This window comes from uncultured Fluviicola sp., from assembly GCF_902168135.1.
GTDB lineage: Bacteria > Bacteroidota > Bacteroidia > Flavobacteriales_D > Crocinitomicaceae > Fluviicola.
In genome coordinates, this window is sequence record NZ_CABHOL010000012.1 from 22,428 (window position 1) to 47,777 (window position 25,350).

27 protein-coding genes are annotated in these 25,350 nt (G+C 41.1%); 11 read left to right on the plus strand and 16 right to left on the minus strand.

Annotated features, from left to right (window positions below; all coding sequences use genetic code 11):
* Window positions 1-120 precede the first annotated feature (120 nt).
* From QZT69_RS02385 to QZT69_RS02405, 5 genes are all read left to right on the plus strand, one after another.
* The gene (locus tag QZT69_RS02385) at window positions 121-1,242 is read left to right on the plus strand and encodes a DUF4178 domain-containing protein (RefSeq protein ID WP_294670161.1); all 1,122 of its coding nucleotides are present in this window, start codon (window positions 121-123) and stop codon (window positions 1,240-1,242) included.
* Window positions 1,243-1,403: 161 nt separating this feature from the next.
* Window positions 1,404-1,619, plus strand: a complete 216-nt coding sequence (locus QZT69_RS02390) for a DUF350 domain-containing protein (RefSeq protein ID WP_294670162.1) — start codon at window positions 1,404-1,406, stop codon at window positions 1,617-1,619.
* Between the two features lies 1 nt (window position 1,620).
* Window positions 1,621-3,123 carry a polyamine aminopropyltransferase gene (locus QZT69_RS02395; RefSeq protein ID WP_294670164.1) on the plus strand — a complete coding sequence of 501 codons (1,503 nt, stop codon included), beginning with the start codon at window positions 1,621-1,623 and terminating at the stop codon, window positions 3,121-3,123.
* A gap of 1 nt (window position 3,124) precedes the next feature.
* Window positions 3,125-4,744, plus strand: a complete 1,620-nt coding sequence (locus QZT69_RS02400) for an FAD-dependent oxidoreductase (RefSeq protein ID WP_294670166.1) — start codon at window positions 3,125-3,127, stop codon at window positions 4,742-4,744.
* A complete protein-coding gene (locus QZT69_RS02405; RefSeq protein ID WP_294670168.1) occupies window positions 4,734-5,801 on the plus strand; it encodes a hypothetical protein in 1,068 nt (355 codons plus the stop codon). The genes QZT69_RS02400 and QZT69_RS02405 overlap by 11 nt, the downstream gene beginning before the upstream one ends.
* 91 nt (window positions 5,802-5,892) lie before the next feature.
* Here QZT69_RS02405 and QZT69_RS02410 read toward each other — a convergent pair whose 3' ends face one another.
* From QZT69_RS02410 to prmC, 3 genes are all read right to left on the minus strand, one after another.
* The gene (locus QZT69_RS02410; protein WP_294670170.1) at window positions 5,893-7,575 is read right to left on the minus strand and encodes an RluA family pseudouridine synthase; all 1,683 of its coding nucleotides are present in this window, start codon (window positions 7,573-7,575) and stop codon (window positions 5,893-5,895) included.
* 167 nt (window positions 7,576-7,742) lie between these two features.
* Window positions 7,743-8,174, minus strand: a complete 432-nt coding sequence (locus tag QZT69_RS02415; protein ID WP_294670172.1) for a (4Fe-4S)-binding protein — start codon at window positions 8,172-8,174, stop codon at window positions 7,743-7,745.
* A 50-nt stretch (window positions 8,175-8,224) separates the two neighbouring features.
* The gene (gene prmC / locus QZT69_RS02420) at window positions 8,225-9,073 is read right to left on the minus strand and encodes a peptide chain release factor N(5)-glutamine methyltransferase (RefSeq protein WP_294670175.1); all 849 of its coding nucleotides are present in this window, start codon (window positions 9,071-9,073) and stop codon (window positions 8,225-8,227) included.
* A 308-nt stretch (window positions 9,074-9,381) separates the two neighbouring features.
* Between prmC and QZT69_RS02425 the strand changes: the two genes are divergently transcribed.
* Entirely contained in the window at window positions 9,382-10,224 is an 843-nt protein-coding gene (locus QZT69_RS02425; protein WP_294670176.1) for a LysM peptidoglycan-binding domain-containing protein, read from the plus strand.
* Between the two features lie 276 nt (window positions 10,225-10,500).
* On the opposite strand, the gene QZT69_RS02430 is transcribed toward QZT69_RS02425, so the two are convergent.
* The 8 genes from QZT69_RS02430 to QZT69_RS02465 form a co-directional block, all read right to left on the minus strand.
* Window positions 10,501-10,986, minus strand: a complete 486-nt coding sequence (locus tag QZT69_RS02430; protein ID WP_294670177.1) for a methionine-R-sulfoxide reductase — start codon at window positions 10,984-10,986, stop codon at window positions 10,501-10,503.
* A gap of 175 nt (window positions 10,987-11,161) precedes the next feature.
* Window positions 11,162-11,680: a TlpA disulfide reductase family protein gene (locus QZT69_RS02435; RefSeq protein WP_294670178.1), complete on the minus strand. Its 519-nt coding sequence runs from the start codon at window positions 11,678-11,680 to the stop codon at window positions 11,162-11,164.
* A gap of 6 nt (window positions 11,681-11,686) precedes the next feature.
* Window positions 11,687-12,994 carry a UDP-N-acetylglucosamine 1-carboxyvinyltransferase gene (murA, locus tag QZT69_RS02440; RefSeq protein WP_294670180.1) on the minus strand — a complete coding sequence of 436 codons (1,308 nt, stop codon included), beginning with the start codon at window positions 12,992-12,994 and terminating at the stop codon, window positions 11,687-11,689.
* 2 nt (window positions 12,995-12,996) lie between these two features.
* Complete coding sequence (locus tag QZT69_RS02445) at window positions 12,997-13,644, minus strand: DUF4290 domain-containing protein (protein WP_294670182.1); 648 nt, start codon at window positions 13,642-13,644, stop codon at window positions 12,997-12,999.
* A 78-nt stretch (window positions 13,645-13,722) separates the two neighbouring features.
* Entirely contained in the window at window positions 13,723-15,204 is a 1,482-nt protein-coding gene (locus QZT69_RS02450) for an AMP-binding protein (protein ID WP_294670183.1), read from the minus strand.
* 3 nt (window positions 15,205-15,207) lie between these two features.
* Window positions 15,208-16,410, minus strand: a complete 1,203-nt coding sequence (locus tag QZT69_RS02455; RefSeq protein ID WP_294670184.1) for an MBOAT family O-acyltransferase — start codon at window positions 16,408-16,410, stop codon at window positions 15,208-15,210.
* 152 nt (window positions 16,411-16,562) lie between these two features.
* Window positions 16,563-17,750 (minus strand): D-alanyl-lipoteichoic acid biosynthesis protein DltD, encoded by a 1,188-nt coding sequence (locus tag QZT69_RS02460; protein ID WP_294670186.1) that lies wholly within the window; start codon window positions 17,748-17,750, stop codon window positions 16,563-16,565.
* Window positions 17,747-17,968: an acyl carrier protein gene (locus QZT69_RS02465; protein WP_294670188.1), complete on the minus strand. Its 222-nt coding sequence runs from the start codon at window positions 17,966-17,968 to the stop codon at window positions 17,747-17,749. Before QZT69_RS02465 ends, QZT69_RS02460 begins: the two co-directional genes overlap by 4 nt.
* A gap of 141 nt (window positions 17,969-18,109) precedes the next feature.
* Here QZT69_RS02465 and QZT69_RS02470 point away from each other — a divergent pair, with 141 nt between their 5' ends.
* Both QZT69_RS02470 and QZT69_RS02475 read left to right on the plus strand, forming a co-directional pair.
* Entirely contained in the window at window positions 18,110-18,919 is an 810-nt protein-coding gene (locus QZT69_RS02470; protein WP_294670190.1) for a hypothetical protein, read from the plus strand.
* A 14-nt stretch (window positions 18,920-18,933) separates the two neighbouring features.
* Complete coding sequence (locus tag QZT69_RS02475; protein ID WP_294670192.1) at window positions 18,934-19,575, plus strand: DUF2306 domain-containing protein; 642 nt, start codon at window positions 18,934-18,936, stop codon at window positions 19,573-19,575.
* Here the strand turns inward: QZT69_RS02475 and QZT69_RS02480 are convergent.
* Window positions 19,547-20,749: a hypothetical protein gene (locus QZT69_RS02480; protein WP_294670193.1), complete on the minus strand. Its 1,203-nt coding sequence runs from the start codon at window positions 20,747-20,749 to the stop codon at window positions 19,547-19,549. The two genes, QZT69_RS02475 and QZT69_RS02480, sit on opposite strands and share 29 nt — an antisense overlap.
* Before the next feature lie 211 nt (window positions 20,750-20,960).
* Between QZT69_RS02480 and QZT69_RS02485 the strand changes: the two genes are divergently transcribed.
* From QZT69_RS02485 to QZT69_RS02495, 3 genes are all read left to right on the plus strand, one after another.
* Window positions 20,961-21,431: a DUF4199 family protein gene (locus tag QZT69_RS02485; RefSeq protein WP_294670195.1), complete on the plus strand. Its 471-nt coding sequence runs from the start codon at window positions 20,961-20,963 to the stop codon at window positions 21,429-21,431.
* Window positions 21,432-21,580: 149 nt separating this feature from the next.
* Window positions 21,581-22,042: a hypothetical protein gene (locus tag QZT69_RS02490; RefSeq protein WP_294670198.1), complete on the plus strand. Its 462-nt coding sequence runs from the start codon at window positions 21,581-21,583 to the stop codon at window positions 22,040-22,042.
* Between the two features lie 388 nt (window positions 22,043-22,430).
* Window positions 22,431-22,994, plus strand: a complete 564-nt coding sequence (locus QZT69_RS02495) for a putative peptidoglycan-binding domain-containing protein (RefSeq protein WP_294670199.1) — start codon at window positions 22,431-22,433, stop codon at window positions 22,992-22,994.
* A gap of 143 nt (window positions 22,995-23,137) precedes the next feature.
* Here QZT69_RS02495 and QZT69_RS02500 read toward each other — a convergent pair whose 3' ends face one another.
* From QZT69_RS02500 to QZT69_RS02515, 4 genes are all read right to left on the minus strand, one after another.
* Entirely contained in the window at window positions 23,138-23,572 is a 435-nt protein-coding gene (locus tag QZT69_RS02500) for an SRPBCC domain-containing protein (RefSeq protein WP_294670200.1), read from the minus strand.
* A 69-nt stretch (window positions 23,573-23,641) separates the two neighbouring features.
* Window positions 23,642-24,217, minus strand: coding sequence for a Crp/Fnr family transcriptional regulator (locus QZT69_RS02505; protein WP_294670202.1), 576 nt, complete (start codon window positions 24,215-24,217; stop codon window positions 23,642-23,644).
* 153 nt (window positions 24,218-24,370) lie between these two features.
* Window positions 24,371-24,853: a group 1 truncated hemoglobin gene (locus QZT69_RS02510; protein WP_294670203.1), complete on the minus strand. Its 483-nt coding sequence runs from the start codon at window positions 24,851-24,853 to the stop codon at window positions 24,371-24,373.
* A 27-nt stretch (window positions 24,854-24,880) separates the two neighbouring features.
* Complete coding sequence (locus QZT69_RS02515) at window positions 24,881-25,297, minus strand: heavy-metal-associated domain-containing protein (protein ID WP_294670204.1); 417 nt, start codon at window positions 25,295-25,297, stop codon at window positions 24,881-24,883.
* Between the last annotated feature and the right edge of the window lie 53 nt (window positions 25,298-25,350).

Consider the following 25,350-nt stretch of genomic DNA (forward strand, 5'->3'; position numbering starts at 1 on the left):
GTTTCTAAATTATACATCCAGCATAAGCTGCAAACTTTTGCCTGTCCGAAATGCGGCAAAATTCATGATCGGCTGTATTTTGACAAATACCTTAAAATCCCCAATCAAAATGCCCAATTTTTGAAGTATTTTAAAATCGGGACGGTTGGGACATTTGAAGGAGTTAAGTATACTGTTATTGGCCAGGCTCACAAACATGTCGCTTACCGGTATGCTGACAAATGGGACGAAATCCTGTTGTTGAGTGAAACAGGAGAAATTTCCTTTCTGAACTGTTCTTATGGAAATTATACCTGGTTAAGGGAAGACCATACCATTCCTGCTCAGGAAATCCTTTCCAATACAGATGCTGTTTTCAGGTTTCAGGATCGGGATTATGATTTTCTGCAAGGATATAATTATGCCTCTAAATACTGCATCGGTGAATTTCACTACGATGTTATTGACGTCAAGAACATCAGGTGTTCCGATTACATTTCGCCCCCTTATATTATTTCCATTGAAAAAGACGAGAAAAGCAAACGCATCAGCACTTTTTCAGGAAGACATATGACAAGGAAGCAGGTTTCTGCCATGTTCAATGACTACCGGATCGAATCGCAGGAAAAGGAAGGAATCGGTATAGCTCAGCCTGTTTTGGGAGGAATTAATGTGCGTACTTTTAATAAAATGTGCCTGGCATTGATCGGATTTGTTATTCTGGCCTCTATTTTCTGGTCAACGACCAGATCATACCGGCAAATCTTCCATGAAAACATTCCTGTTTCATGGACTGACCCCCAGACTGAAGATTTTGTTAGTAAGAGCTTTTACATTGACAGTAACGCTACCGGCAATTATCTGGAATTCAGCACTACAGCAAGCTTGAGCAATGAGTGGATTGAAGCTGCACTGACTTTAGTTAACGAAGCAAACGGGGAAGAAAGGGAATTCGGTGTGATTTCCGAATATTACTCAGGGGTAGATAATGGTTATTCATGGTCTGAAGGAAGTAATATGGGAACAGTTGGTCTTTCATCCGTTCCCGGTGGAAGGTATCATGTAAAAGCAAAGATTTTCTCTTCGGTCACTTCAGATAAAAACCTATACCTTGAAGCAAGATACGCAAGCACGGAAGTTTGGAACACCTGTATCCTTGTCTTTCCTATATTAGGTTTGATGATCATCATTAATTTATTAAAGCGCAGGTATGAATTAATGAGAAAGGGAGAAATTGACAATTTATTCGAGAGTCAGGCATGAATTTTATAAAGAGAAATAAATTTGCAACATTTATTGCAGCTGCTGTTGTGGTATCCTTTTTATGGGCACAATCCGGCAGTTTCAAGTTGTTTAAATCAGAGTATGGAACCAAGTATGCACCGAATACGACTCACGGTAGTGTGCATCATAAATAAACGCTTATGAAGGGAATTGTAAATTGGGACACGGTATTGGCATCGTTGATCTATGCGGGATTGGGAATAGCAATCCTGATTGTGTCATTTGTAATTATTGAAAAACTGGCTCCTCAAAACCTGTGGAAAGAGGTCTCACAAAACAAAAACACAGCACTGGCAATGATGGCAAGTGCATATATTATAGCTGTAGCGATTATTATTGCTTCAGCCATTCATTAAGATGCATTATTTACTTTTATTCACCATTTTCGTTATTTCTACCTGCGGGTTGATTTACGAATTAGTTGCAGGAACACTTGCCAGTTATTTGCTAGGCGACAGCGTTACTCAATTTTCAACAGTTATTGGAACCTATCTTTTTGCAATGGGTATCGGTTCTTATTTATCGAAATTCCTCCGGAACAACCTCATCGAACATTTTATTCGCATTGAAGTGATTACCGGAGTAATCGGAGGGTTGAGCAGTGCCATTTTATTTATCAGTTTTGGTTACAGCGGTTACTTCCGCATCATTCTTTACGGACTTGTGCTTCTGACAGGAATTTTTGTCGGACTGGAGATTCCGCTAATTATGCGCATCCTGAAGAATAAGGTCGGTTTCAGGGATTTGGTTTCCAAAGTTTTTACTTTTGATTATATCGGTGCACTGATTGCTTCGATTGCATTTCCGATGGTTCTTGTTCCTTATCTTAATTTGACAAGGACTTCTGTTCTTTTTGGATTATTCAATGTCGGCCTGGCTCTTTACCTCATTTACTATTTCAGAAAAGAACTCAAACATCCGACATTGCTTTTCATCCAGGCTTCCGGAGCTTCACTTCTGCTAATCTTTGCATTTGTTTACGCCGGGCGGATTAACCGGATCAGTGAAACAGAAATCTACGGGGAAAGTATCATTTATGCGACCAATTCGAAATACCAGCGTATTGTTCTTACACGTGACCGGAATGCTTACAGTTTATTCCTGAACAACCACCTGCAATTCAATTCACGGGATGAATACCGATATCATGAAGCTTTAGTGCATCCGGTATTATCTCATTGCAGCAAACCGAAAAACATACTTGTCCTTGGCGGCGGTGATGGTTTTGCTGTCCGGGAAATACTGAAATATCCACAGGTTGAGCACATAACATTGGTTGACCTGGATCCTAAACTGGTCTCTATTTTCTCGAAGAACGAACTAATGACCAAACTCAATCAAAACTCGCTGAACAATCCCAAATTGAAGGTGGTCCATGCCGATGCTTTTGAGTGGCTAAGAAACACAGCAAAAGACAAATACGATGCAATCATCATTGATTTCCCCGATCCATCCAATTACTCTGTCGGGAAATTGTATACATTGTCGTTTTACAAATCGCTTCAGCGGGTAATGACTAATCGCACACTGGCGGTTATGCAGAGCACTTCGCCTTTGTATGCCAAAGAATCTTTCTGGTGTATCAACAGTACCATTGAAGCTTCTTACCTGCAGACAATTCCTTATCATACGTATGTTCCTTCTTTCGGGGAATGGGGATACATCCTTTTCGGCTACGATCTTAATGAACTAAAAGTCCGTTCCCTTCCTAAGAAATTAAAGTATTATTCTAACGAAGAATTCAAATCCATGAAGTTTTTCCCGCCGGATATGCAGGATCATAAAAAAGTGGTTAACCGATTGGATAACCAGGCACTTATTCCGCTATTTGAAAAAGAATGGGACTCTTTATTTGACTAAAATGGAAAGAAGGACATTTGTTCGTTATATCGGTACTTTGGGAACAGTAGCATTATTAATGCCGGATCTACTTGCCTGTAATACTGCCAAATCCAAAATTTCGGTTAATCGATTAGGGGCACCACTTGACAGAGGACACTTATTGCGTGGAAATTTTGATTTTGCCAGGGATTACCCGGTTGTAAAAATGGAGATTCCTGCTGTTATCATCGGAGGGGGAATCAGTGGACTTTCAACGGGATATCACCTTCAAAAGAATGGATTCACCGATTTTCTGTTGCTAGAGCTGAATGAAAGTGTTGGTGGTAATTCGGGTTTCGGAGAAAACCGGTATTCCAAATATCCTTTGGGAGCACATTACTTATCGCTTGCAAATCCGAACAACCGGGCATTGATTGACTTTCTGAAAGAACAGGGACTAATTACCAGAGAAGAGGACGGACGTCAATACTACCTGGAAGACTTTTTATGTCATGCACCGGATGAGCGCTTATTGTTTAAGGGTGTTTTCCACGAAGGTCTGGTTCCGGAGTATGGAATAAGTCCTGAAACGCACGCAGAAATCACCCGCTTTTTCGATCAGATGAAAGTTTTGAAAGAAGCAAAAAACACCGATGGAATTGACCTTTTCAACATTCCTATTTCGCAGGCCAGCATCAATTCAGATTTGGAAGCACTTGATAAAATTACTTTCAGGGACTATTTGAATGACCAGGGATATCATTCGGAGGAATTGCATTGGTTCCTGGATTATTGCTGCAGGGATGACTTCGGAGCGGGTTCTGACAAAGTTTCTGCCTGGGCAGGAATTCATTATTTTGCGGGGCGAAAGGCTAAACCGGGCAACACCGATCCTACAACAGTACTCACCTGGTCGGAAGGAAATGGTTTCCTTACAAACATCCTGGAAAAAAGCATCCGCGAACAAGTCAAAACAAATGTACTTGTTTATTCGGTTGAGGAACTGGAAGATCGTGTCTTTGTTCAGGCAGTTGACCTTAAAACACAGAAAAAACTTCATATCCACGCGGAATCTGCTGTTATTTCTTCGCCCTCTTATGTAGCGAAACATATCTTAAGATCTCCGTCCTGGCCCCAATCCTATTTTGAAAGAATACATCACAACCCATGGCTTATCGGCATTGTTGTAGTGGACGAAATTCCCGAAGGAAACGGAACTCCTTTGGCATGGGACAATGTCAAATTCGGAACGAAGGGATTAGGCTATGTTTCCGACAGGCACCAGGAATTCGGGCAGCATAGAGATAAGCATGTAATTAGTGTTTACCTGGCGCTGGACCGGGAAGACGAGCAAACTGAACGCAGAAAACTATTCCAAATGACTGATGAAGAAATGTGCGGTTTGGTTGTTTCAGAACTGACATCCATGCATCCTTTAATTGAACAGCATATTCAGAGTATCAGTTTTCAGCGGTGGGGACACGGAATGGTAACACCTTATCCGGGAGCACTTGCAAAATACCAGGAATATCTCCGCTTAAAATCAAATGCAAAACGCGTTCACCTGGCACACACCGATTATTCTTCCTATTCAGTTTTTGAAGAAGGATTTGACCTTGGTCTTTTGGCCGCAAACAAACTCGTCAATCATGAAGCCTAAGATCTGGATAAAATCGCGCTCTTTTGATCTATGGTGGTTCATTGCTCCAATGGCACTTCCTCCATTGATCGTATTCTTCTTGCCGGAACAATTCACTAATCAGCAAAAGACAGAAATTTTTCCATGGTCCTGGATTCTCATTGTTCTATCAATCGACGTAGCACACGTATACACAACCGTTTACAAAACGTATTTCAAACCAAGTGCTTTCAAGATTCATAAGCTGAAACTGCTTGCCGTTCCATTTTTAGTTTGGATTGTCGGCGTGATGGTTTACTCCATAAGCAGCAAACTGTTCTGGTCCTTACTGGCCTATTTTGCCGTTTTTCATTTTATCCGACAGCAATACGGTTTCTTTAGGCTCTATTCCAAGCGCGAAACTTCTTACAGATGGAGAAAAGGAATTTTATCGATCACAATTTATGCGGTAACTGTCATTCCTATCCTAATCTGGCACGTGAGAGGACAGCAAAACTTCAATTGGATGACTGCCGGTGATTTCTGGTATATAAACCTTCCTTTCCTGGAACCAATCTTAAACGGAGTCATGATCCTGATCGGAATAGCGTACTTGTTTGTGGAATGGAAAGAGAAACAGGATTCGGGGTATTTGAATACTCCTCGCATTTTATTGACGCTTTCAACCTGCTTTTCTTATTACGTAAGTATTGTATTGACCAATAACGATTTCATTTTTTCCCTGGTCAATGTGATCGGGCATGGAATTCCTTATTTGGCGCTTGTTTATTTCAGTGAAAAGAAAGAACTCAAAGAAGATTCCCCTACCCTTTTAAAATTGGTACTTTCCAAATGGGGATGGGTGCTTTTTTATGCCATTGTTTTTGCTTTCGCCTATTTTGAAGAAACACTTTGGGATGTCTTTATCTGGCGGGAAAACACCGTTCCTTTCGGATGGCTTTACGGTACTTTTAATCAATTGAATGACGACCAGGTGATCAGTCTTTTTGTACCATTGCTTATTATGCCTCAGGTAGTACATTACATACTTGACGGATATATCTGGAGGAAGAAAGATTACAGGATTCTCCAAGAATAATTATGAATCATTGTTATCCGGTTAAATTCCCCCCCACGAAACAATCCTCTTTTCCTCCCTACTTTTTGATAGGCCCAAAAAGTAGGAGAAATTATGCGAACTCCGCATCCACTTTGATCTTGACAGCTTCTTTGGTGATCGGATGCGTGAACTGCAGGAATTGTGCATGCAGGTGGAGCCTGTTGTCTTTGCTTCCATAAAGATCGTCACCAATGATCGGAGCGTTCAGTCCAAGGACATGCGCCGCATGAACACGTAATTGATGCGTTCTTCCTGTGATCGGATAGAAATAGATCAGTGTTTGGTTGTCTCTCCGCTTTACGACTTCCCATTTGGTTACGGCGCGTTTTCCGTGTTCGTAGCATACCAGCTGGCGCGGTCTGTCGTCCAGGTCTACACGCAGCGGTAAATCTATGATGCCGGAATCCTCCTTTACAATTCCGTCTAACAAGGCTACATAGCGCTTCTGTACATTTCGCTTAATGAACTGTTTCTGCAGGTGCATGTGTACTTTTTTATCTTTTGCAAGTACCAAAATGCCGGATGTAGACATGTCCAGGCGATGTACGATCAACGGGCCTGTTGCCTCCGGGTATTTTTCCTTCATGCGCGTGTAAACCGAGTCTTCGATGTTTTTCCCGGGAACAGAAAGGAATTCTGCCGGTTTGTTGACAATCACCAGGTATTCGTCTTCAAAAACGATCTCCAATGCTTTGTTTTCTGCCGGGTTTTGAAGCATCGGGTTTTCATCGGTTTCGATTCCCTGAAGCATGTGGCCGAGAATAGGTTCACATTTACCACGGCATGCCGGATAGACTTGTTTGTGTATACGCACTTCCGACTTGGGAGAAGCTCCCCACCAAAATTCACCCAGACAAATTGGCTTCAACTCATTTTCAAAAGCAAACTGAAGCAGTTTCGGCGCCGCACATTCTCCCGCTCCAGCCGGCGGTTTATGGTCTATCGTATTTTGAAAAATGCTTTGCAGGCTTCTTCGCTCTTTCCCTGCATTCAGGAAATAATACGAATCGAAGATTTCTGCCTGAAGCCTGTTCGACATATTCCTGCGTTTTTCCCGAAGCTCATTCAACCGGTTTTCAAAAGTTGCAACAGTTTCGGTTAATGCAGCGATTTGTTTTTTACCGGAATCTGTAAAATCCTTCAAAAAGTATTGCTCCCGGATCGATTGTTTTCTCAAATCTTCCAGCAACGTTTCTAATTCTGCTTCATTTAATCCGGTGATATCCTCGCGAATTTGTTTTCTCTTCGCTTTTGACTCCTTGATCTCTTTTTTGTACTTCTGAAGCTGTTCCTGGTAAGACGCAATGGTGCTTTCCAGGTTTGTTTTTGCATTTAAATAAGCTTCTTCTTTTTCCAGTTTTTCAATTTCAAGCGTGACTTCATTGATAATCACTTCTTCTTTCCTAAAAAAACCTTTGGAATCGAGCAGGTCGAAAACTGGTGGAACGAAGTAATCGAAGTCGTTGGAATCTGCCAATTTCCCTGAAAAGGCGGCCAAAAATCCTAGTTCTCCTTTGTTGTTTTCCACAACGAGTACTCCGAACATCTTCCCTATCACCAATCCTTCCTGCTGATCGTCCAGGCCAAAGTTATGTACCCATTCCGTTTGGGTTTCGAGGTATTCCTGTACCTGCGCCATTGCAGCGACAGCCAGCGGGTGCGGATCGTAGTAAAACGGAAAGGTAAACTTCTCCGGACGCGGAATCGATGAAATATCGGAATGAAAAGAAATAAATTTGGAGTTTACTGACACGGATTCTCTTATGGACTGCAAAGATACGAAAATCAACGCTTATTCTCACCGCAAAGAGCGCTGAGACGCAAAGGAAGAGTGACGAAAAATAAATCCTTTATAACATTTTAAGAGCGCAAAACAACCACTAAAAACTTAGCGTTCTTTGCTTGTTTGCGGTAATTTGGTCAATCAGAGAAATTAATCTTGACGTGAGTTCCATCACAATAAGGTTTATTTGAAGAAGCTCCGCAGCGGCAAAATGCAGTTACCTTACTTTCCTTCAATTCTTCCGAACCGTGATGCTTTACCGTAATGTTTCCATAAACCAATAATGGTCCATTCGGCATCGTTTCAACAATGTTTGATTGATGTACTTCTTTCTGTTCGTTTTTTAGACGATAGCTCAAAGCTCCACTCGGACATTTATCTACCTGACGGATAATTTCTTCGGTCGTCCCGCCTTCCATTTTTATCCACGGCTTGGTAGAGGGCTGAAAAACATTTGGAAGGCCAGTCGCTTTTTTCCAACAAACTGTTGAATGGATGCAGCTTTCCGGTTTCCAGACAATCGTCATTTCTTCGTTGGAATATTCTTTTACAATCGGTTTATCAGCCATGGGGAATTCGAGTTAAATAAAACTAAAGATACGAAATGATTTGTTCGGTTTTACTTCCATGCCGCTTTCAACATACGGTTCTTTCCCTGCAGATCCTGCCGGACCTCAACATCGGTAAACCCCAATTGTTCCGTCATTATTTTCGTCTCCGATCCGAATTTTTCATGCAGTTCAAAGAAAAGCAATCCATTCTTGTTCAGGTTTTTTGCTGCGTACTCTGCAATTGCTTTGTAAAACAACAAAGGATTTTCATCCGCAACAAAAAGCGCCAGATCCGGTTCGAAATCAGTTACATTTTGATGCATCTGCTCTTTTTCCAGCCATGGAATATAAGGTGGATTCGAGACGATCACATCTAATTTTCTTGTTTTTTCAATACTCAAAGCGTCGTGAAATTCAAAACTTACATCCAAATGGAGGTCTTTTGCATTTGACCGGGCAATTTCGAGTGCTTCCGGAGAGACATCCATTCCCCTGACATCAGCATCCGGCATTCGATTTTTAAGAGCCAACGCGATACACCCCGAACCGGTGCACCAATCCTCAATCTCAGGTTTTTCTTTGTTTTGAATTGATTCAAATATCCAGGAAACTAACTCTTCTGTTTCAGGTCGTGGAATTAAAACGCCCGGGGCCACTCCTATTTTCAAATCATCGAAATACGTAAATCCGATAATGTATTGAACCGGTTCCCCCGTTTGAAGCCTGGACACGATTTGATCCAGTTTCTCTAATTGAGCATCCGAAAGGAGGATTTCTTTCGAAACCAGTAATGCGGAACGGTTGAATTCGAAGATATCTTCCAAAACGAGCAGAAGGATATTCCGTACTTCTCTTTCCGAATAGAGGGCTGATAGTTTATCCGTCCAAATCGCCGTAAGCTGCTTGAGATCGTGCATGAACCAAAGGTAATTACGAATTGCGAATTACGAATTACGAATTGATGGATTGTGGTTGAAAAATTGGTTTTAGCTTCGATTTAATGGGTAAATCCGTGTGATTAACTGTACATTTCGCACTTTTTATCGAATATATCGGGCTTTTCAACAAACTTTTTTTGAATTCCCAATGTAACTTGTTAAATTTAGGTGCGTTAAATGCAAATAAAACAACAAAAGTGGGAAGTATCAAATTCATTTTTCTAAGCATTCTGATTAGCAGTCAAGCACTGTACGCGCAATCAGACAGCGAGTCAGAAGTTGATCACATGTCGCCTACAGCTTCAGCGATGGCACAAACACCTGATTCTATTACTGTTGTTTCTTCTAAGAAAATTCTCGAAGTTCCTGCATTCCAAAAATACGATCCGGATACGATCCAACTTGGAGAAAATGATTTCCTGGTTTCGGATTCATACACTGCTATGGGGCAGCCGTATGTATACGATGCATTGCATTCTTTCCATCGCAGAAGAATGGATGGATTCGGAGGATTTTTAAACGATAAGATCAATGCCGGATTAGCCGAAGTGCGCAATAGAGGATTCAACTCCGATCTGAAGAAATTATACATTCAAATTGATCCTTCGACTTTGACGGTTTACTGGACTGCAGTAGTTGGACCAAGTCTTGACGGAAGATGTTACATGAGCGTTGACAGCCGTGGTTCTGCCGGTGGTGGATTAGCCGCTGTTCAGAAGCAATGTCCGCGCATGCACCGCATTCATTCGACACTTGTTCCTGTGAAAGTTCTGGAGTTTAACGATAATGTATTACAATGTTACACCTGGGACGGAGCCAAAATAGACACGGTGACACATGCCATCAATATTCAGCAGCATTTCTATAAATACTACGATCCTCAGATAGGGAACGGTGTAACTCTTGCAGAAGTGGTTCAGAAAGAGAAAGATGCTGAAATGGCTTCTTTAATGGTCGTATCCAAGCCTGCAGCTCCGGCTGTGCGCTATAGACGTTATACTGTAAAGTCGGGAGATACGCTTTCTCAAATTGCTGAAAAGTACCATACAACACCTTCAAAAATTAAAGCTGCGAATCATTTACGCTCTTATTTGATCCGTGTGGGGCAGACTTTGAAAATTCCGAATTAAGAATTACGAATTAATGGATTTGTAGTTGGGTTATTGATTTTTGCTGCGAGTTTTTATTTAAGACCTATTTGATTAGAAAAACCTCTACGTCCCTTTAAAAATACGGTTTGCTATTTGGCAAACTGGCAAATTTACCAATTTGCGCAGGGATCAGGGGCTCTTCAAGCGAAACAGAAAAGTCCTCCGTTAGTGAAGGACTTTTTAATTATTATATCGGCAACTTGAAGTTTCTTTCTGCTTGAACTGACGATCAAACAGATCCTACTGGCAGATTTCTTACTTGATCACCTTCGGGAGCTTATCCAAATCCTTTGAAGGATAGAACTGAATAGAACTGGTGTTTACGCAATGACGGGTGTCTTTATCCGTAAATCCCTCTCCAGTAAAAACGTGTCCCAGATGTCCTTTACAATTCGCACAAATGATTTCTGTACGCATTCCGTCGGCATCAGGAACGCGAATTACAGAGCCGTTGATCTCATCATCAAAACTCGGCCAGCCGCAATGCGATTCAAATTTATCGTCTGATTTATAAAGCGGATTATTGCACTGTTTGCAGATGTAAACTCCTTTATCCGTTTTCAGGTAATAATCCCCGGTAAAAGCACGATCGGTATTCTTATGTAGGATTACGCTTTCTTCCTGGGGAGTGAGTTTATTGTATTTGGTTTCTTTTTTAGACGAATCGGTCTTGGTTGGTTCCTGGGAACAAGCTGTTAAACCGACAAACAAGCTTAAGCAAATCATCAAATAGTTCTTCATCTTCAATCGTTTTGAATCAGTTACGCAAGTTCAGCGGATTTGGATTTAAAACCAAGAAAAACAAGCTATAAAAAGTTAAAAAAGCCCAGTATCACTGATCAAATAGACATAACTTGTCCCGTCAATACGGGATGTCTATCCGTATATTTTGCTGATCGAATTTAGAACAAGAAGACTACTTTTTCTGCTTGTCCAATTCCACGTGCAAGCCAAGTCCTCTTAACGATTCACCCGAAGCTACAATTTTCCCTTCGCCATCTACTAAGAACCCACTAGGAATAAATTGAACCCCGTAAGCTTTTCCGGCCTCATTTGCTTTGTCCCAAACGTGACTTTTCCAGATAAGCCCGTCTGCTTTGATAGCTTCTTTCCACTTGGTTTCATCCCGGTCCAGGGAAACGGAGAACACTTCAAATCCTTTTGCGTTTTTGAACTTCGCGTTCTTGTATTTCCCATAAGCTTCAACCACATTCGGGTTTTCTTTTCTGCAAGGTCCACACCAGGAAGCCCAAAAGTCGATTAAAACCATTTTCCCTTTCAAGGAAGAAAGCTTTACAATTTTCCCATCAACACCCGTCAGGGCAATTTCAGGAGCTTTTGTACCGACTCCCGGCATTGGCTTGATTGCTTTGAAAGAAGACAAACCAATTCCCACCAGGAATAAAGTTGAAAGAATGATTATTGAATTTTTCATCTGTTCTTAGTTTACGCGACGAATATCGGCACCCAGGTTTCGCAAGCGAATATCGATATCCTGGTAACCTCTGTCAATTTGTTCAATATTGTGAATAACGCTTTTTCCTTCTGCAGAAAGGGCTGCAATCAACAGGGAAACTCCGGCACGAATATCCGGGGATGTCATTTGGATTCCACGTAAATTATGCTGTCTTCCCAACCCGATAACAGTAGCCCTGTGCGGGTCGCACAAGATGATTTGTGCCCCCATATCGATCAGTTTATCCGTAAAGAATAAACGCGATTCGAACATTTTCTGGTGGATCAATACACTTCCTTTTGCCTGTGTTGCAACTACCAGGATGATAGACAACAAATCCGGGGTAAATCCAGGCCAGGGCGCATCGTAGATAGTGAGAATGGAACCGTCAATGAAAGTATCAATCTCATAAGATTCCTGCGCAGGAATGTAAATATCGTCTCCCCTTCTTTCCAGTTTAATTCCCAATCTTCTGAAAGTATTCGGAATGACACCCAGGTTTTCCCAGCTCACATCTTTGATCGTAATCTCAGACTGCGTCATTGCTGCCAAGCCTATGAAACTTCCGATCTCGATCATATCCGGCAAAATACGGTGATAACAACCACCCAATTCCTTCACACCTTCGATAGTCAGCAAGTTTGAACTGATCCCGGAGATCTTCGCTCCCATGGAATTCAGCATCTTACACAACTGCTGAATGTAAGGTTCACAAGCCGCATTGTAGAAAGTAGTTGTTCCTTCAGCCAAAACCGCTGCCATAATAACATTTGCAGTTCCGGTTACGGAAGCCTCATCCAAATGGATGTATGTTCCTTTTAATTTTTTTGCTTCAATTGAGTAAAAATGCTCGCCGGCATCGTAATTGAATTTTGCTCCCAACAGGGCAAATCCCTCGAAATGCGTATCGAGTCTTCTGCGGCCGATCTTATCACCACCCGGCTTTGGAATAAATCCTTTTCCGAAACGTGCCAGTAAAGGACCAACAATCATAATAGAACCTCTCAGGGATGCCGCTCTCTTCTTGAAATCTTCGGTTTCCAAATACCCGAGGTCAATGTCTTTTGCCTGAAAAACGTAGGTACCGCGCTCTACTTTTTCAATTTTCACACCCATCGTCTGCAATAAGTCAATCAACTTATTCACATCCACAATGTCAGGAATGTTTGAAATAGTAACTTTTTCAGCGGTCAACAAAGGAGCACAAAGTACTTGTAAAGCTTCATTTTTAGCCCCTTGTACAGTCAATTCCCCTTTCAGTTTCTTTCCTCCGTAAATTTCAAAAGACGACATACTTAATTCTTATTACGATTTTGGTTGTTTTTTCCTTTAAAGTTCTTTTGGTTTTTCTGATTCTTTTTCGGGCGCTTGTTCGGCTGAATTCCGAAAGATTTCAGGATCAGGTTGGTATTCATCAATTCATCCGGGTTCTCCAGGATCAATTCTCCCTGCGAAAGGTCTCGCAATTGATTAGCAATGACATGATTTTCCACCGCATCATTGTTGTAAGCCAAATACTGCTTCTTCATGAAGTTTGCCATAGTGATCTTCAGGTAATCACGTTCATCAGCAGCAGCTATGCTCTTAGCATCTTTCAGGATTTCCTGTGTATACTTCCCGTAATGCCCATACTTGATACGGCCCTTCGGGTAATCCATCTGGTCCGGTTTACTGGTAAGTGTCTCGGGTTTTGGGATTTCATAAGGAGAATCAACGTCCAATTTAAAATCAGACATCACGAACAAATGCGTCCATAATTTATGCCTGAAATCATCTACGTCACGTAAATGCGGGTTTAACTGTCCCATGACTTCAATAATTGCTCTGGCTGCTTTATTGCGCTCATCGCGGTCTGCGATTTCCATCGCGTGAGAAATCATTTCTTGTACGTTTCTACCATACTCCGGAAGTAATAACTTCGGTCTCGTGGTGTTGTATTCCATAAATTTTCTTCGAAAGTTCAAAAATAAGCTTTTAAATCGACATATCCTTTCGACGGATATTCAACTTATACATTCATTTTAGCTTTTTGCAAGGTAGAACTGTTCCAGCATCTTCTTGTCGGCCTTACCATTCTGGTTTAAAGGCATTTTATCAATGAATTTAAAATCGGATGGAATCATGTAATAAGGCAGCTTACTGTTCAGTCCTTCCAGTATTTCAGCCTTCCAGTCTTTGCTTTCGTCCACCCCGGTTTTCAATTGGATCAGACTCACGATTTTCTTCACTTCCCCGTTTCTTTTCAAAGGAATGGTTTCTGCCTGGAGCACAAAGTCCAAATCGTTCAGAACTGAGGTGATTTCATTCAATTCAATGCGGAACCCATGCAGTTTTACCTGGTCGTCGTTCCTGCCTTTGAAAAACAACACTTCATCTTCCAGATAACCCTGGTCTCCTGTTTTAAATCCGCGTTCACCTTCTATGGTAATGAATTTCTCCACATTCAGGTCCGGACGGTTCAAATAACCCAGCGAAACATTTTTTCCAACGATCACTATCTCGTCCTGGTCAATCAGAATCCTGCTTCTCGGCTTTGATCTTCCAACCGGTAAAATCGGGTGTTTGTCCAAGATAGCCGCATCTATTTCGATCATGGTTGTAGCAACGGTCGCTTCTGTTGGTCCGTAAGTGTTGTAGACTATCGCTTTCGGGAACTTTTCCACCAATACTTTTGCCAAACTATGAGGAAGCAATTCTCCACAGAATAAGAAATAACGAATGCTGTCCAATCGGCTCACTTCATCAATCCGGGAATAGATAAATGAGAAGGAAGGAGTAGAAACCCAAATCGTTCCGTTGTATTTCTGAACCCGATCCATCAGCAAGTCCGGATTTTCGGATACTGTTTTGGAATTCAGCAGTAAAGTCGCACCAATTGCTCCGAAAGACATCAATTCATAAACGGAAAGGTCGAAGCTCAAAACAGCGATATTGATAAAGACATCATGCGGTTTAAAACCAAAATCTTCGCGCATCCACTGCGTGAAATCGCGCACTGCCTGGGTACTGATCTGAACGCCTTTTGGTTCTCCGGTACTTCCGGATGTAAAGATCAAATACACCAATGGATCCGTGGGCTTCTCTTCTGCAAGAATAACCGGAGCTTCCTGAGAAAGCTCAAATGCATTGTTTCGGAACGACAAAATGGAAACGTCCTGAAAATCCAGTTCTTCGTCCGAACAATTAATGATCAGGTTCGTTTTGGAGATCTGTTTGATCGATTCCACGCGGTCTTTCGGGTAGATGACATCAGCCGGAATGTAAGGAACTTCCAATTGCATCAACGCGTAAACAGCAACGATCATTTCGACCTGTTTGTGTCCGTAAAGGATCACAGGAAACTTTAACTGATCCCAGCCTTTGCTTTTGAAAAATGTACAAAAATCGGTTACCCGCGATTCAAATTCAGTCCAGGTAATTTCACCGTTCTCACCTACTACAGCCAGTTTATCCGGATTAATAGCCTGATCCGTAAATTGTTTGGTATCAAAACAGAACCTCATCGCTTAGAATATTTTATCAAACAGGTAGCTGATCTTACCACTGAACACGTAAATGGCAAAAGCTACCGAATTAAACATCAGGAAAATTGAAATGAACCGGATAGCTCCCGGTGACAAATTCCCGAAGAACACATCCTTTCCTTTCTTTTTACACCGATAAACATAGTAATTATGCGTGATGGAAAAAAGCCCGAAAAGCATACCGCTCAGGATGTAATGCAATTCGAATCCGTTCCAGAATCCCATCAGGGTAAAAGTCAGGAACAAAGCCAGGTTTTGTCTCTGAATAGGTTTAAACCGCTTTTTGGTGGTTAATTCCTTGAAAATAGGCTTGAAAAAATAATCGTTCAGCCAATCTCCCAAAGTTGCGTGCCAGCGTTTCCAGAAATCCTTCGGGTTTACCGCCAGGAACGGTTTATTGAAGTTGATCGGAACATGGATCCCCATCATTTTTCCCACTCCGATGGCAAGCAGGGAATAACCGGCAAAATCAAAGAATAAATAGAACAGGTAAGCATACATATTCGCCAGGTGGAAAAGGATTGTTCCGTCATTCTCCAGTTGATCCAGGATCATCACCAGAATTGCATGTGCAATAATAAACTTATAGAGCAACCCACGGATAAGATCATTCAATCCGTCCAAAAAAAGCTCAGAAGTCATGGATTCGTATCCTTTGTTTACATTCTCCTTAAAGCGTGCAAAACGATCAATCGGCCCGATCAGCAAAGTCGGTACAAAGGCTACAAAGTTGAAAAAATCAAGTACGGAAACCCGTTCTTCTTTTTGTCCCTCATCGATATAAAGCTGGATCACTTTGAAGGTCATAAACGAAATTCCAGCGACCTGAAAAATGGTTGCCAGTGTATATAAAGCTCCCGGTTCTTCCGTAGGAAGGATGTTCAGAGTCTTCATAAAGATCATTGGCAGCGAGATCAAAATGACCGGCAGCAACAACCCGGAAAATTTCAACACCCGGGCAAAAATCAGATAAATGAGGTAAAAATAGGCCATCAACCCGATAATTTGTACCGGTTTTGTGAAGTACAGGATAATGTAAGTCAAACTAATGAGTGCCAGCACATACGGATATTTCAGTTTCCGTGAAAACAAACGTTTACAAATAACCAATAAAGCTACTCCCAATAACAGGAAATAGAAGAATCCTGATTCCGTAAACGGCAGCATGTGATTCAATTTTCCCATCCGATTAAAATTGCTGGTAAATAAAATTCACCTTGGAAGTGGGATTCTGTTCCTGGGAACGATTAAAAAACGAATCAAGTTGTGCAACATAGAACATATAATATCCTACAAGAAGTAAGATATAAATCAGCGTATTCATTAAAAACCTCCTTTTATTCATACATGTTCCGGTATTGTTTGACTAAAAATTCGTTCATTTCCATCCATCCCCTGTTGCCCGGATGCATTACGTCTTTCAACGTTCCAGGCACATAGCGTGATTTATCGATAACGTACATGTCCAGTATAGAAAAACCCGCTTTGGCTACTTCCTGTTTGATCTTTTTTTGGGTTTCGGTGAACCGGTACATGTATCTGAAATGATAAGGATTAAGTGGCTGAAGAATAAAAGAGGCTTTGCAGTGATGGCGTTTTAAAATTTCTACTACCAATTGAAAATCTTCAAACTCCCTTTCGGAAGAAGCCGGGATCATTCTTCCCCTTTTGTGTTTTCCATCTTTCAATAAGTTCTCTACATAGTATGCACTATCAACATACGCCGAATTATTTCTGCAAGTTTTCAGGAATTCTGTTTCCATTCTTTTCTTTGATGCAGCCCAACTGAAGAACTTTCTCTCCGTCGGTTTCAACGTTTTTGGCCCTGAAGTAATTTCATACTCCACATGTGGGATCAGATCCAGCGGAAGGTCATTAAACTTGCCCGGCAGCCAGGAATACCTCCCGTAAAGACTCATATTCTTCAAATAAGTCAATTCCACCGACGGATTGTTGATGTCGCTGTAAAAATCCCTAACAAAGTCTGCTACACGTAATTTATTACTGAGCGGAATGGATGGATCGTGAATAATGCGGCGTAGAAAATTCGGTCGTACAAATTCCAGGAACGCTTCAATATTGGTTCCCTCCGTTTCAAACCATCCCGGACTAAGAATTACACACACATTGGCTCCTTCCAACTTATCTCCTGCAGCCAGCAATTCACAAGCAATACTCAAATTCTGATGGTGTTCATGTCCGAAAGCAATCGTTGGAAGACCGATACTGTCGGGCAAAAAGAAATAGCTCGAATATAGCTCTCCCTGTAGTTCAGATGAACCGAAAATAGTCAGTTTCTTCTTGTCACTCAATGAACCGATCAGCTCGATCTCTGTTTGTTTGTTATAGAAATCCGCAAAACTACCGCGTTCGCCCGAAGCGATGCCAGACAACACAATACGTTCCGGTGTTTTATCTGGTTTGTAAAAAGATATTACAAGGAAATTTAGCAGGTAAACAACTCCCAGGGAAATTGCTATTGGAATGAGGTGGTACTTGAATAAACCCGGCAGGATTTTTTTCATTTCTTGGAATTCAAATATGTAACTATGCGTTCTACAGTTTCAAAATTATCTTCTACGATTTCATTAAACGGAATCTTAATCCCAAACTCATTCTCCAATTCAACCACCAACTCCACAATTGTAATTGAATCCAATACTTTTTCCTGCCACAACGAATCACTTGGTTTAACACGTGAAAAAGCAATTTCTTCAATCTTATCAATAATGAATTCTTCCATTGTAAATCGTTAATCTTAACCGCAAAAATAGTTTTTTTGGCCAACTTCAGAGGACATTTCTTTAAACATTCGGCTGTGTGAATCCTTCGAATCGGTTTGTTATTGTCAAAAAGTTTATTTTAGCTTCGAATTAATTGCTTTATGAAAACACCTTTCGCATTATTTGTCGGAATTTCCGGTTTACTACTAAGTACTTCCTGTTCATCAGATACTGATGCAACTAAGAATAACGTTACCGCAGAAAAAACATCCGTTGATTCTGTTTCAACAGAAGAATGGTTTCCTCAAACTGATTTTGACACACTTAAAGGATTATATACCGGCGATTTCGGGGATGGTTTCATCAATATCGTTCTAACTTATGTGAACGATAAAAAAGCAATAGGCTACAACGTACACAAAGGTTTACAGCGCAATGTCAGCGGTTCGGTCGTACAGAAAAAGGACCATTTCGAGTTGACTCTGAACGAGCCCGGAGACAATGAATTTGACGGCGTTTTCACTTTGATTATTTCAAAGAAGGATGGTAGTGTTGAAGCAAGCTGGAAAGCCAACAATCCGAAAATCAAGTCTAAAACATTCAAGCTGAAAAAGCAGTCCAGTAAAAAAACTACCGGTTCGGAAGAGAAATCTTACTTCGACGGTGGTGAGATCACGGAAGACAATTTCATGGATATTTTCTCTTACTCCAATTTGAACGGCGGATACGTGGAGTTCAGGGAAAACGGGATTCTGCGTTATACTTATTATCCGGACGGACAGGAAAATGAACAGCAGGAAATTATCAAAGGTTCCTGGAAATTTACCGACAAAAAGACCATTGTCATCAACTGGTCTAAAAACACGCATTTCAAACAACAGGTCATGACTTTCAAACTGACACAAAAAGAGGACGAAATGCCTAGTTTTGACGGACCTAATGAGTTGAGTATTTACCCGGATTATTACTAATTCAGGAAGGTTTAATGAGAAAAACAGCCTGGATATTCTTTGCTATCGGTATTCTTTACGCTTCGTATTTATTGCTTCTATTGTCGGTTCCTTACCTGGAAATACGCCGTGGTATTGATTTCCTGAAGACTAAACAGTTAATATACCATATCAAACACTGGAAATACAGTTTTTACATCCATGTATTTACCAGCGTCCTGATTATTACCAGCGGCTTACTGCAGTTCAGCAAAACAATTCTGAGCAAGTACACCAGGATTCACCGCATTTCCGGATTCATTTACCTGGTTGTCACGTTATTGATCTCAGGCCCGGCTGCTTTAGTCATGTCTTTATATGCAAACGGCGGTTATCCTGCCCAGGCGAGTTTTGTGATCTTAAGTATTCTCTGGTTGGGAACAACTTACCTGGCTTACCATTACGTACGCAAAAAGGATTACGAAAAACACGGAAAATGGATGGTCCGCAGTTATGCATTGACCTTATCGGCAGTTTCACTGAGACTGTACTCCTATTTATTCGATGTTTTCTACCTTCAAATGGATCCCGTAAATCTATACATCCTGCTTTCCTGGTTAAGCTGGACGCTGAACCTGGTTATTGCTGAGATTTTTATTCAACGAGGGCTTATAAAACGTTTATTAGCCAGCCGTTAAGCAACGCAGTAGCTTCTGCAAATGTTTTTCCTTCCAGGTAAAGGATCTTCCCGGAAGCATCAATGCGGTATTTTTCCGAGTCTATTTTCTTTTTTGAAACAATCGGGTTTTCATAATATCCTTCTTCCTCCGGGTCTTTCTCAAAAGTTGTTTCATAGTTGGTAATCGTAAACGTCAGATCTTTGTTGATCGTACACATTTTAAGCATTTCCGAATAATCCTCGCGACCGGCAATTGTTTTCTTATCGATCAGTTTTCCTGTTTTTGAAAATGTCACCAGGCGGTAAGTCAGCGGGCTCTGGTCACCATTAAATTCTTCCCTGATTACGTAAATTAATGCCACGTAATTAGGCTTTTCTGCAACCTGTACAAAATTGTAAAATCCTTTACTGACGTCCCGGGAAAAACGCTCATTGCGCATTTCAGACACAAAACGCTCGTAATCATAGGAAATACGGTTCTTGTCATCGTACACCACTTTTCCCTGTTCCATATTCAGGTTGACAGGAAAAGTAGCCTGAACAAACATGCGTTTAAATTGCAGCCAATGCAAATTCTCCACATCGGAAACACCGCTCAGGCCAAGATCCATGTATTTTTTGAATAAGTAAGGCTCTTTCTCACGCAGGTTTGCCAAATCCTTGTCTTTTTCGATGTTATCGATATTCACATATCCGGATTGAATGGCGAACTGCAGGTAATCGGCACTCATGGGGAAGTTCTTTAACTGGGAATACGCACATGCTACATTAAACATGACCTTCGAGAAAGGTTCATAGCCCAATTTTTCAGCTAATGAATAAGCATCCAGTGCTGCCTGGTAATTTTTCATTTCCATGAATACATTTCCCAGTTCGTAATAAGACTTTGCATTCGGATATGCCGCAATAGAAGCTTTGAATCCATCGCTTGCAGCCTGCAGGTTCTTTTTATTCTTGAATTCGTCCAGGGCACTTAAAAACAATTTATTGGATTCCGGGTTTGCCTTTGGGTTCTGATAAAGGAACAAGCGCACTTTTTCCCCGTTGAAAAGGTCGGCTGCACTTAATTGGATCGGTTTTTTTTCATCAACAGCTATCTTTCCGTTGCGATCAGCTTCCGAATCTGGAACAGCCGGGTTTCCACAAGAAACAAGCAAGACGCTAACTGCCAAAGAATAAAGTACGAATTTCATAGGGTTCGAATTAATGTTACTAATGTACATAATTCCGAATTACGTTTGTCAAAATCTTCCGAACCTTGAAAAAATGAGTAGGCACGTAATGCATTGCGTACCTACTCATTTTCAATCCTTCATTTTGAGTTCTCAAGTGTTTTAAAATGTTAAATACTTGGAATCCAATACGGTTTATTGTAATTTATTATCTCATTCAAAAAGCAAAGTTATGAATACGAAATATCAACATGTCCGTTATGGACTCTATAGTTTTGCAGGTATTGCAGTCCTATTTTTGCTCATGAAATTGTTTTCATTGGAAAACAACGGTTATTTACGTTTCCTGAACGTATTCATCGTGTTTTTCTTTACAAATAGACTGGCTAAAAAGAACCGCCAGCTGGATGACGACGACAACTTCTTAAAGGCGTTCGGCTCGCTGATGCTGGCCAATGTGATTACAGTAGGGTTGTCAGTATTCAGCTTTGTGGTTTACGCCAATTTTATCGAACCTGGCTTTATAAACAAGTTTGACGGAGGTATCTTTTGGAATAATCATGTAACAATAGATCAGGCTGCCGTTATCCTGTTTTTTGAGGGTATGGGTAGTGCTTTAGCAGTATCATTCATTAATGTGATGTACTGGAATGAAAGAACCCCGGACAACAAATGTGTTCCTGTGGAACCCGCCAAAGAGTAAAACTCTTGACAAATCGGAAAGTCGGGTGGATAGTCAAATTCACCCGATTTTCTTTTGTAGCTGATTGATATTAAATGCATTACCTGAAAATAAATTTGGATATCCGATCATTTTCACGTAAATTCTGATCACATTTAAATTCTATCACTATGGACACTCGATCTCAATCCGTACGCTACGGGCTTTACAGCTTTGCAGGCATTGTTGCTTTATTCCTGCTAACGAAACTATTCTCATTGGAACATGTCACTTTTCTCCGATTCTTAAACATCCTGATTATTATTTTCTTTACAAACAGGCTGGCGAAACTGAATCACAAGAACAATGTCGACAATAATTACCTGAATGCCTGGGTTTCATTGATCCTGGCCAATGTGATAACGGTCAGTTTATCATTGATTGGTTTTGTGATCTATGCCATGTTCATCGAGCCGGATTTCATCAGCAAATTTGAAGGTGGAATACTTTGGAACAACCACATTACTTTAGGGCAGGCGGCATTAACGCTCTTTACCGAAGGCATCGGTTGTGCGGTAGCTATTTCATTCATTATTATGCAATACTGGAACGAAAGTCCGAAGAGTAAAGTCTCCCCCACTGAAAAGCATTAAAAGCAAGGTTCACATAACGGAGAATCGGGTGGATTAACGAATTCATCCGATTTTTCTTTTTAAGAAGCCGGAACTTTTCTGACCAATTTCCAACCAAATCCAAAAAAGCTCCGTTTATGTCTAAAGCTTTGTCATGATAAAGATCTTAACGTTATAAAACCTAGGCCTCCGGATGCAAGGAGAGATCGGATGGACCCGGAAATCCATCCGGTTTTCTTTTCAAATCACATCAAACTGATTTCGAACTTCGTAAAAAAATTACGGACTTCGTGTCGTAAATTAGCATTTTGAAAAACATCCAGGTTCAATTAACTTATTAATAATCACAATCAATGATGTGCCGTTTTAAAATTTGGCTCATCTTTACAAAACATTTACTATTCACATCATGACACTAGAAGATTTTATCGTTTTCGAACGAAAATGGGAAGGCGGTCTCAGCAGACACACTTCCGACTCTGCAAGCAAAACACCTTGTCCAACTCCTTTCAAAGGCAAAACCGGATGGCATACCAATGCTGGAATTACCTACGCCGTTTGGCGCAAAAAATTCGGAAAACTAAACGACCAGCGTTTCTTTGAAATGTCAAATGCAGATTGGTTCATTGTTTTCGATTCGCTTTATTATTCAAAAGTAAAGGCAGCTTCTTTCAATTCCTTATCGATTGGTTTCATGGTGACTACCATTGCCTGGGGTTCCGGCGTCAGGCAAGCGGGCTTAACGCTTCAACGGGCAATCAACCAGAAAGGCGGGGCGGTTTCCATTGACGGAGTGATAGGTCCCAAAACCATTGCTGCGGCTAATGCCATTCCAGCGAAAGAATTGTTCGACGAACTGTTAAAACAGCGTGCGGCTTTCTTTCAGCGGATTGCAAAGGGCAAAAACGCTGTTTTCCTAAAAGGATGGATGAACCGATTGAATGCTTTTGTGAAAGTTTTTAAACCTTTGTAGCTTCAAATTTTCTTTTTATCCAATAGATTTCAATACCTCTCAACAATCTTTTTGCCCCTGCTAAAGAACTTTGAGACAACAGAAATAGTTATCCGAAAAACAATTCGTAATTCGTTCCGTCAGCTGACGGAAGTAATTCGTAATTATTTCTCCGCTTCTATTTTCAGGTGTTCATTCATGGCTTTGAAACCGTTCAGCGTACTTCCGTCCAGCATTTTGGATAACATGCGCACCAAAATTCCTTTGAACTTTTCAGCCTGGATAAATGTCGTAGTTCCATCTCCGTTATCGATCAGTTCGAAGCGATGCTCACCGTCAAATAAGCCCGGAAAGAATAAATGACCGATCCATCGGAATTGCTCGTTCTTGTCGAAAGCCAATACTCTTGGTTTAAAAGTCATTCCTTTTGCTCCGGGAGGTTCCAGCCGGACAATGATCTTCTCACCTGTATGCACTTTTCCCTGTATGGATTTGATAAATGGGTTCCAGCCGGAGTATTTTTCAAAATCGGTCAATACTTCCCAAACACGGTCGGGAGTTGCTTCTATGATGATTTGTGTTTTAATTTCCTTTTTCATCTGAATTGAATGTTAATCGTTTGATGGAACAAAATTCGATGAAAAGAAGGAGCCTGCTCTTGACAAATATCAAGAAATGGCGGTAAGTTTTTTCCGAAGTCTGCTGAACGTTTCGGGAGTCATACCGAGCATGGATGCCAAATATTGCAACGGGATCTGGTTGAAGAGTTCTTTATTGGTATTCCACAATTGAATGTAGCGTTCTTCGGCTGTCATGGAAATAAATGCCAAAATCCGGTCGCTCATGGTAGCAAAACACTTCGCCATGAACAATTTTTCTACGGTATTCCACGTTGGGATGGATTTACCCATATTCCTGTAATCCTCTTTGCTGATCACAAACAATTCACAGTCTGTCAATGCCTGTAAGGAAGAAACGGCAGGTTTATCAAAGAGGAAACTATTGAGGTCAGTTATGAAATAACCGGGTGTTGCGATCCATTTGGTAATTTCCTTTTCAGGAAGGTTAACATGTTCACGCAGCAAACCTGATTTCACAAATCCAAGCTGGTTGCAGTAACCGTGTTCTTTGAAGAACGTTCCTCCTTTGTTTAAGGTAACTGGTCGAAAATGAGAACTGATTGTTTTCAGATCTTCCGATCTCACTTCAAAAAGTGCTGCTATGTTACGTTCCAGTTCGTTCATTGGTCTAAATTACAGAATTTCGAACGGATAATCTGCAGACTTTCAATTCCCTTTTTTATTTCTGACTTCTCAGCACTTTTTAAACCCTTTTAACCGCAAAAAATCCCGTCTGAATCTACTCAAACGGGATTAATTCCTCAATAATTAATGAAATCAGTGTCCAACGATGTCTGTCTGCATCGGTCCTAAAATACCAAGCAATTCATTCTGCTCAGCAGCCGGCACATTGAATTGATTCAGGGAAGCAACCAATGCACTTACAAGTGCCCCAAACTCAGCATCTGTAATATTCATTCCATCATGCGCATCGTACATGTTTGCACCTGTGTAAGTATAAGGCCCACCAGTAGCTGCACATAACTGGTCAATTAAACGTTCGCGGAAAAGTGCGAATCTGTAAGGGTCTGATCCTGTTGCCTGAAAATTATCAGCAATAGTAGGATCTGCCAACACATTTTGAATGAATTGGTCGGTAACAGCGGTAATCGCTCCATCACCTCCAAGACGCGTATACAAAGACGGCGTCGGTGTGGGGGTTGGAGCAGGTGTATCGTCTTTCTCTTCTTTTTTACAGCTAACTGTTAACATGGAAACGGACAAAAGTCCTGCAACCACCATAAATGTTGATCTTTTCATAATTGTTAAATTTTAAATTGAGGGTTTTTAATCTCTTACACACAGAAACCTTTTTACCCGAACAATGTAGGATACATCAATCGGACATTTGGGGCCTGATTTTTCAAATATTTTCTCTTTTAGTTCTACCTGGTGAGTATTTCGAATCGTTTGTTCGATCAGTTCACGGTCTGTGTCTGCAACTCCGTATGAAACGACCAACAACCCGCTCGCAGGATTGAACGTACTTCCACGAACACCTTCGATCCCGGAAAGGGTTTTTCGAATACCTTGAATTTTGGCAGAATCTCCAGCCTTTTGAGTATCATACTGCAGAAAGTCAACTACCGGAGCCATTTCACCCGGTGACGGTTTTTCCCAGTTTGCCCATACAAAGGCTGTTAAGAAAAGGCCCAGGACCAATACTCCCAATACCTTTAATGTGCGTTTGAAGAATTTTTTCATCGTTGCTGTTTTAATGACCTACGATGAGCGTTCCGTTTTGGATTTCAATTGTC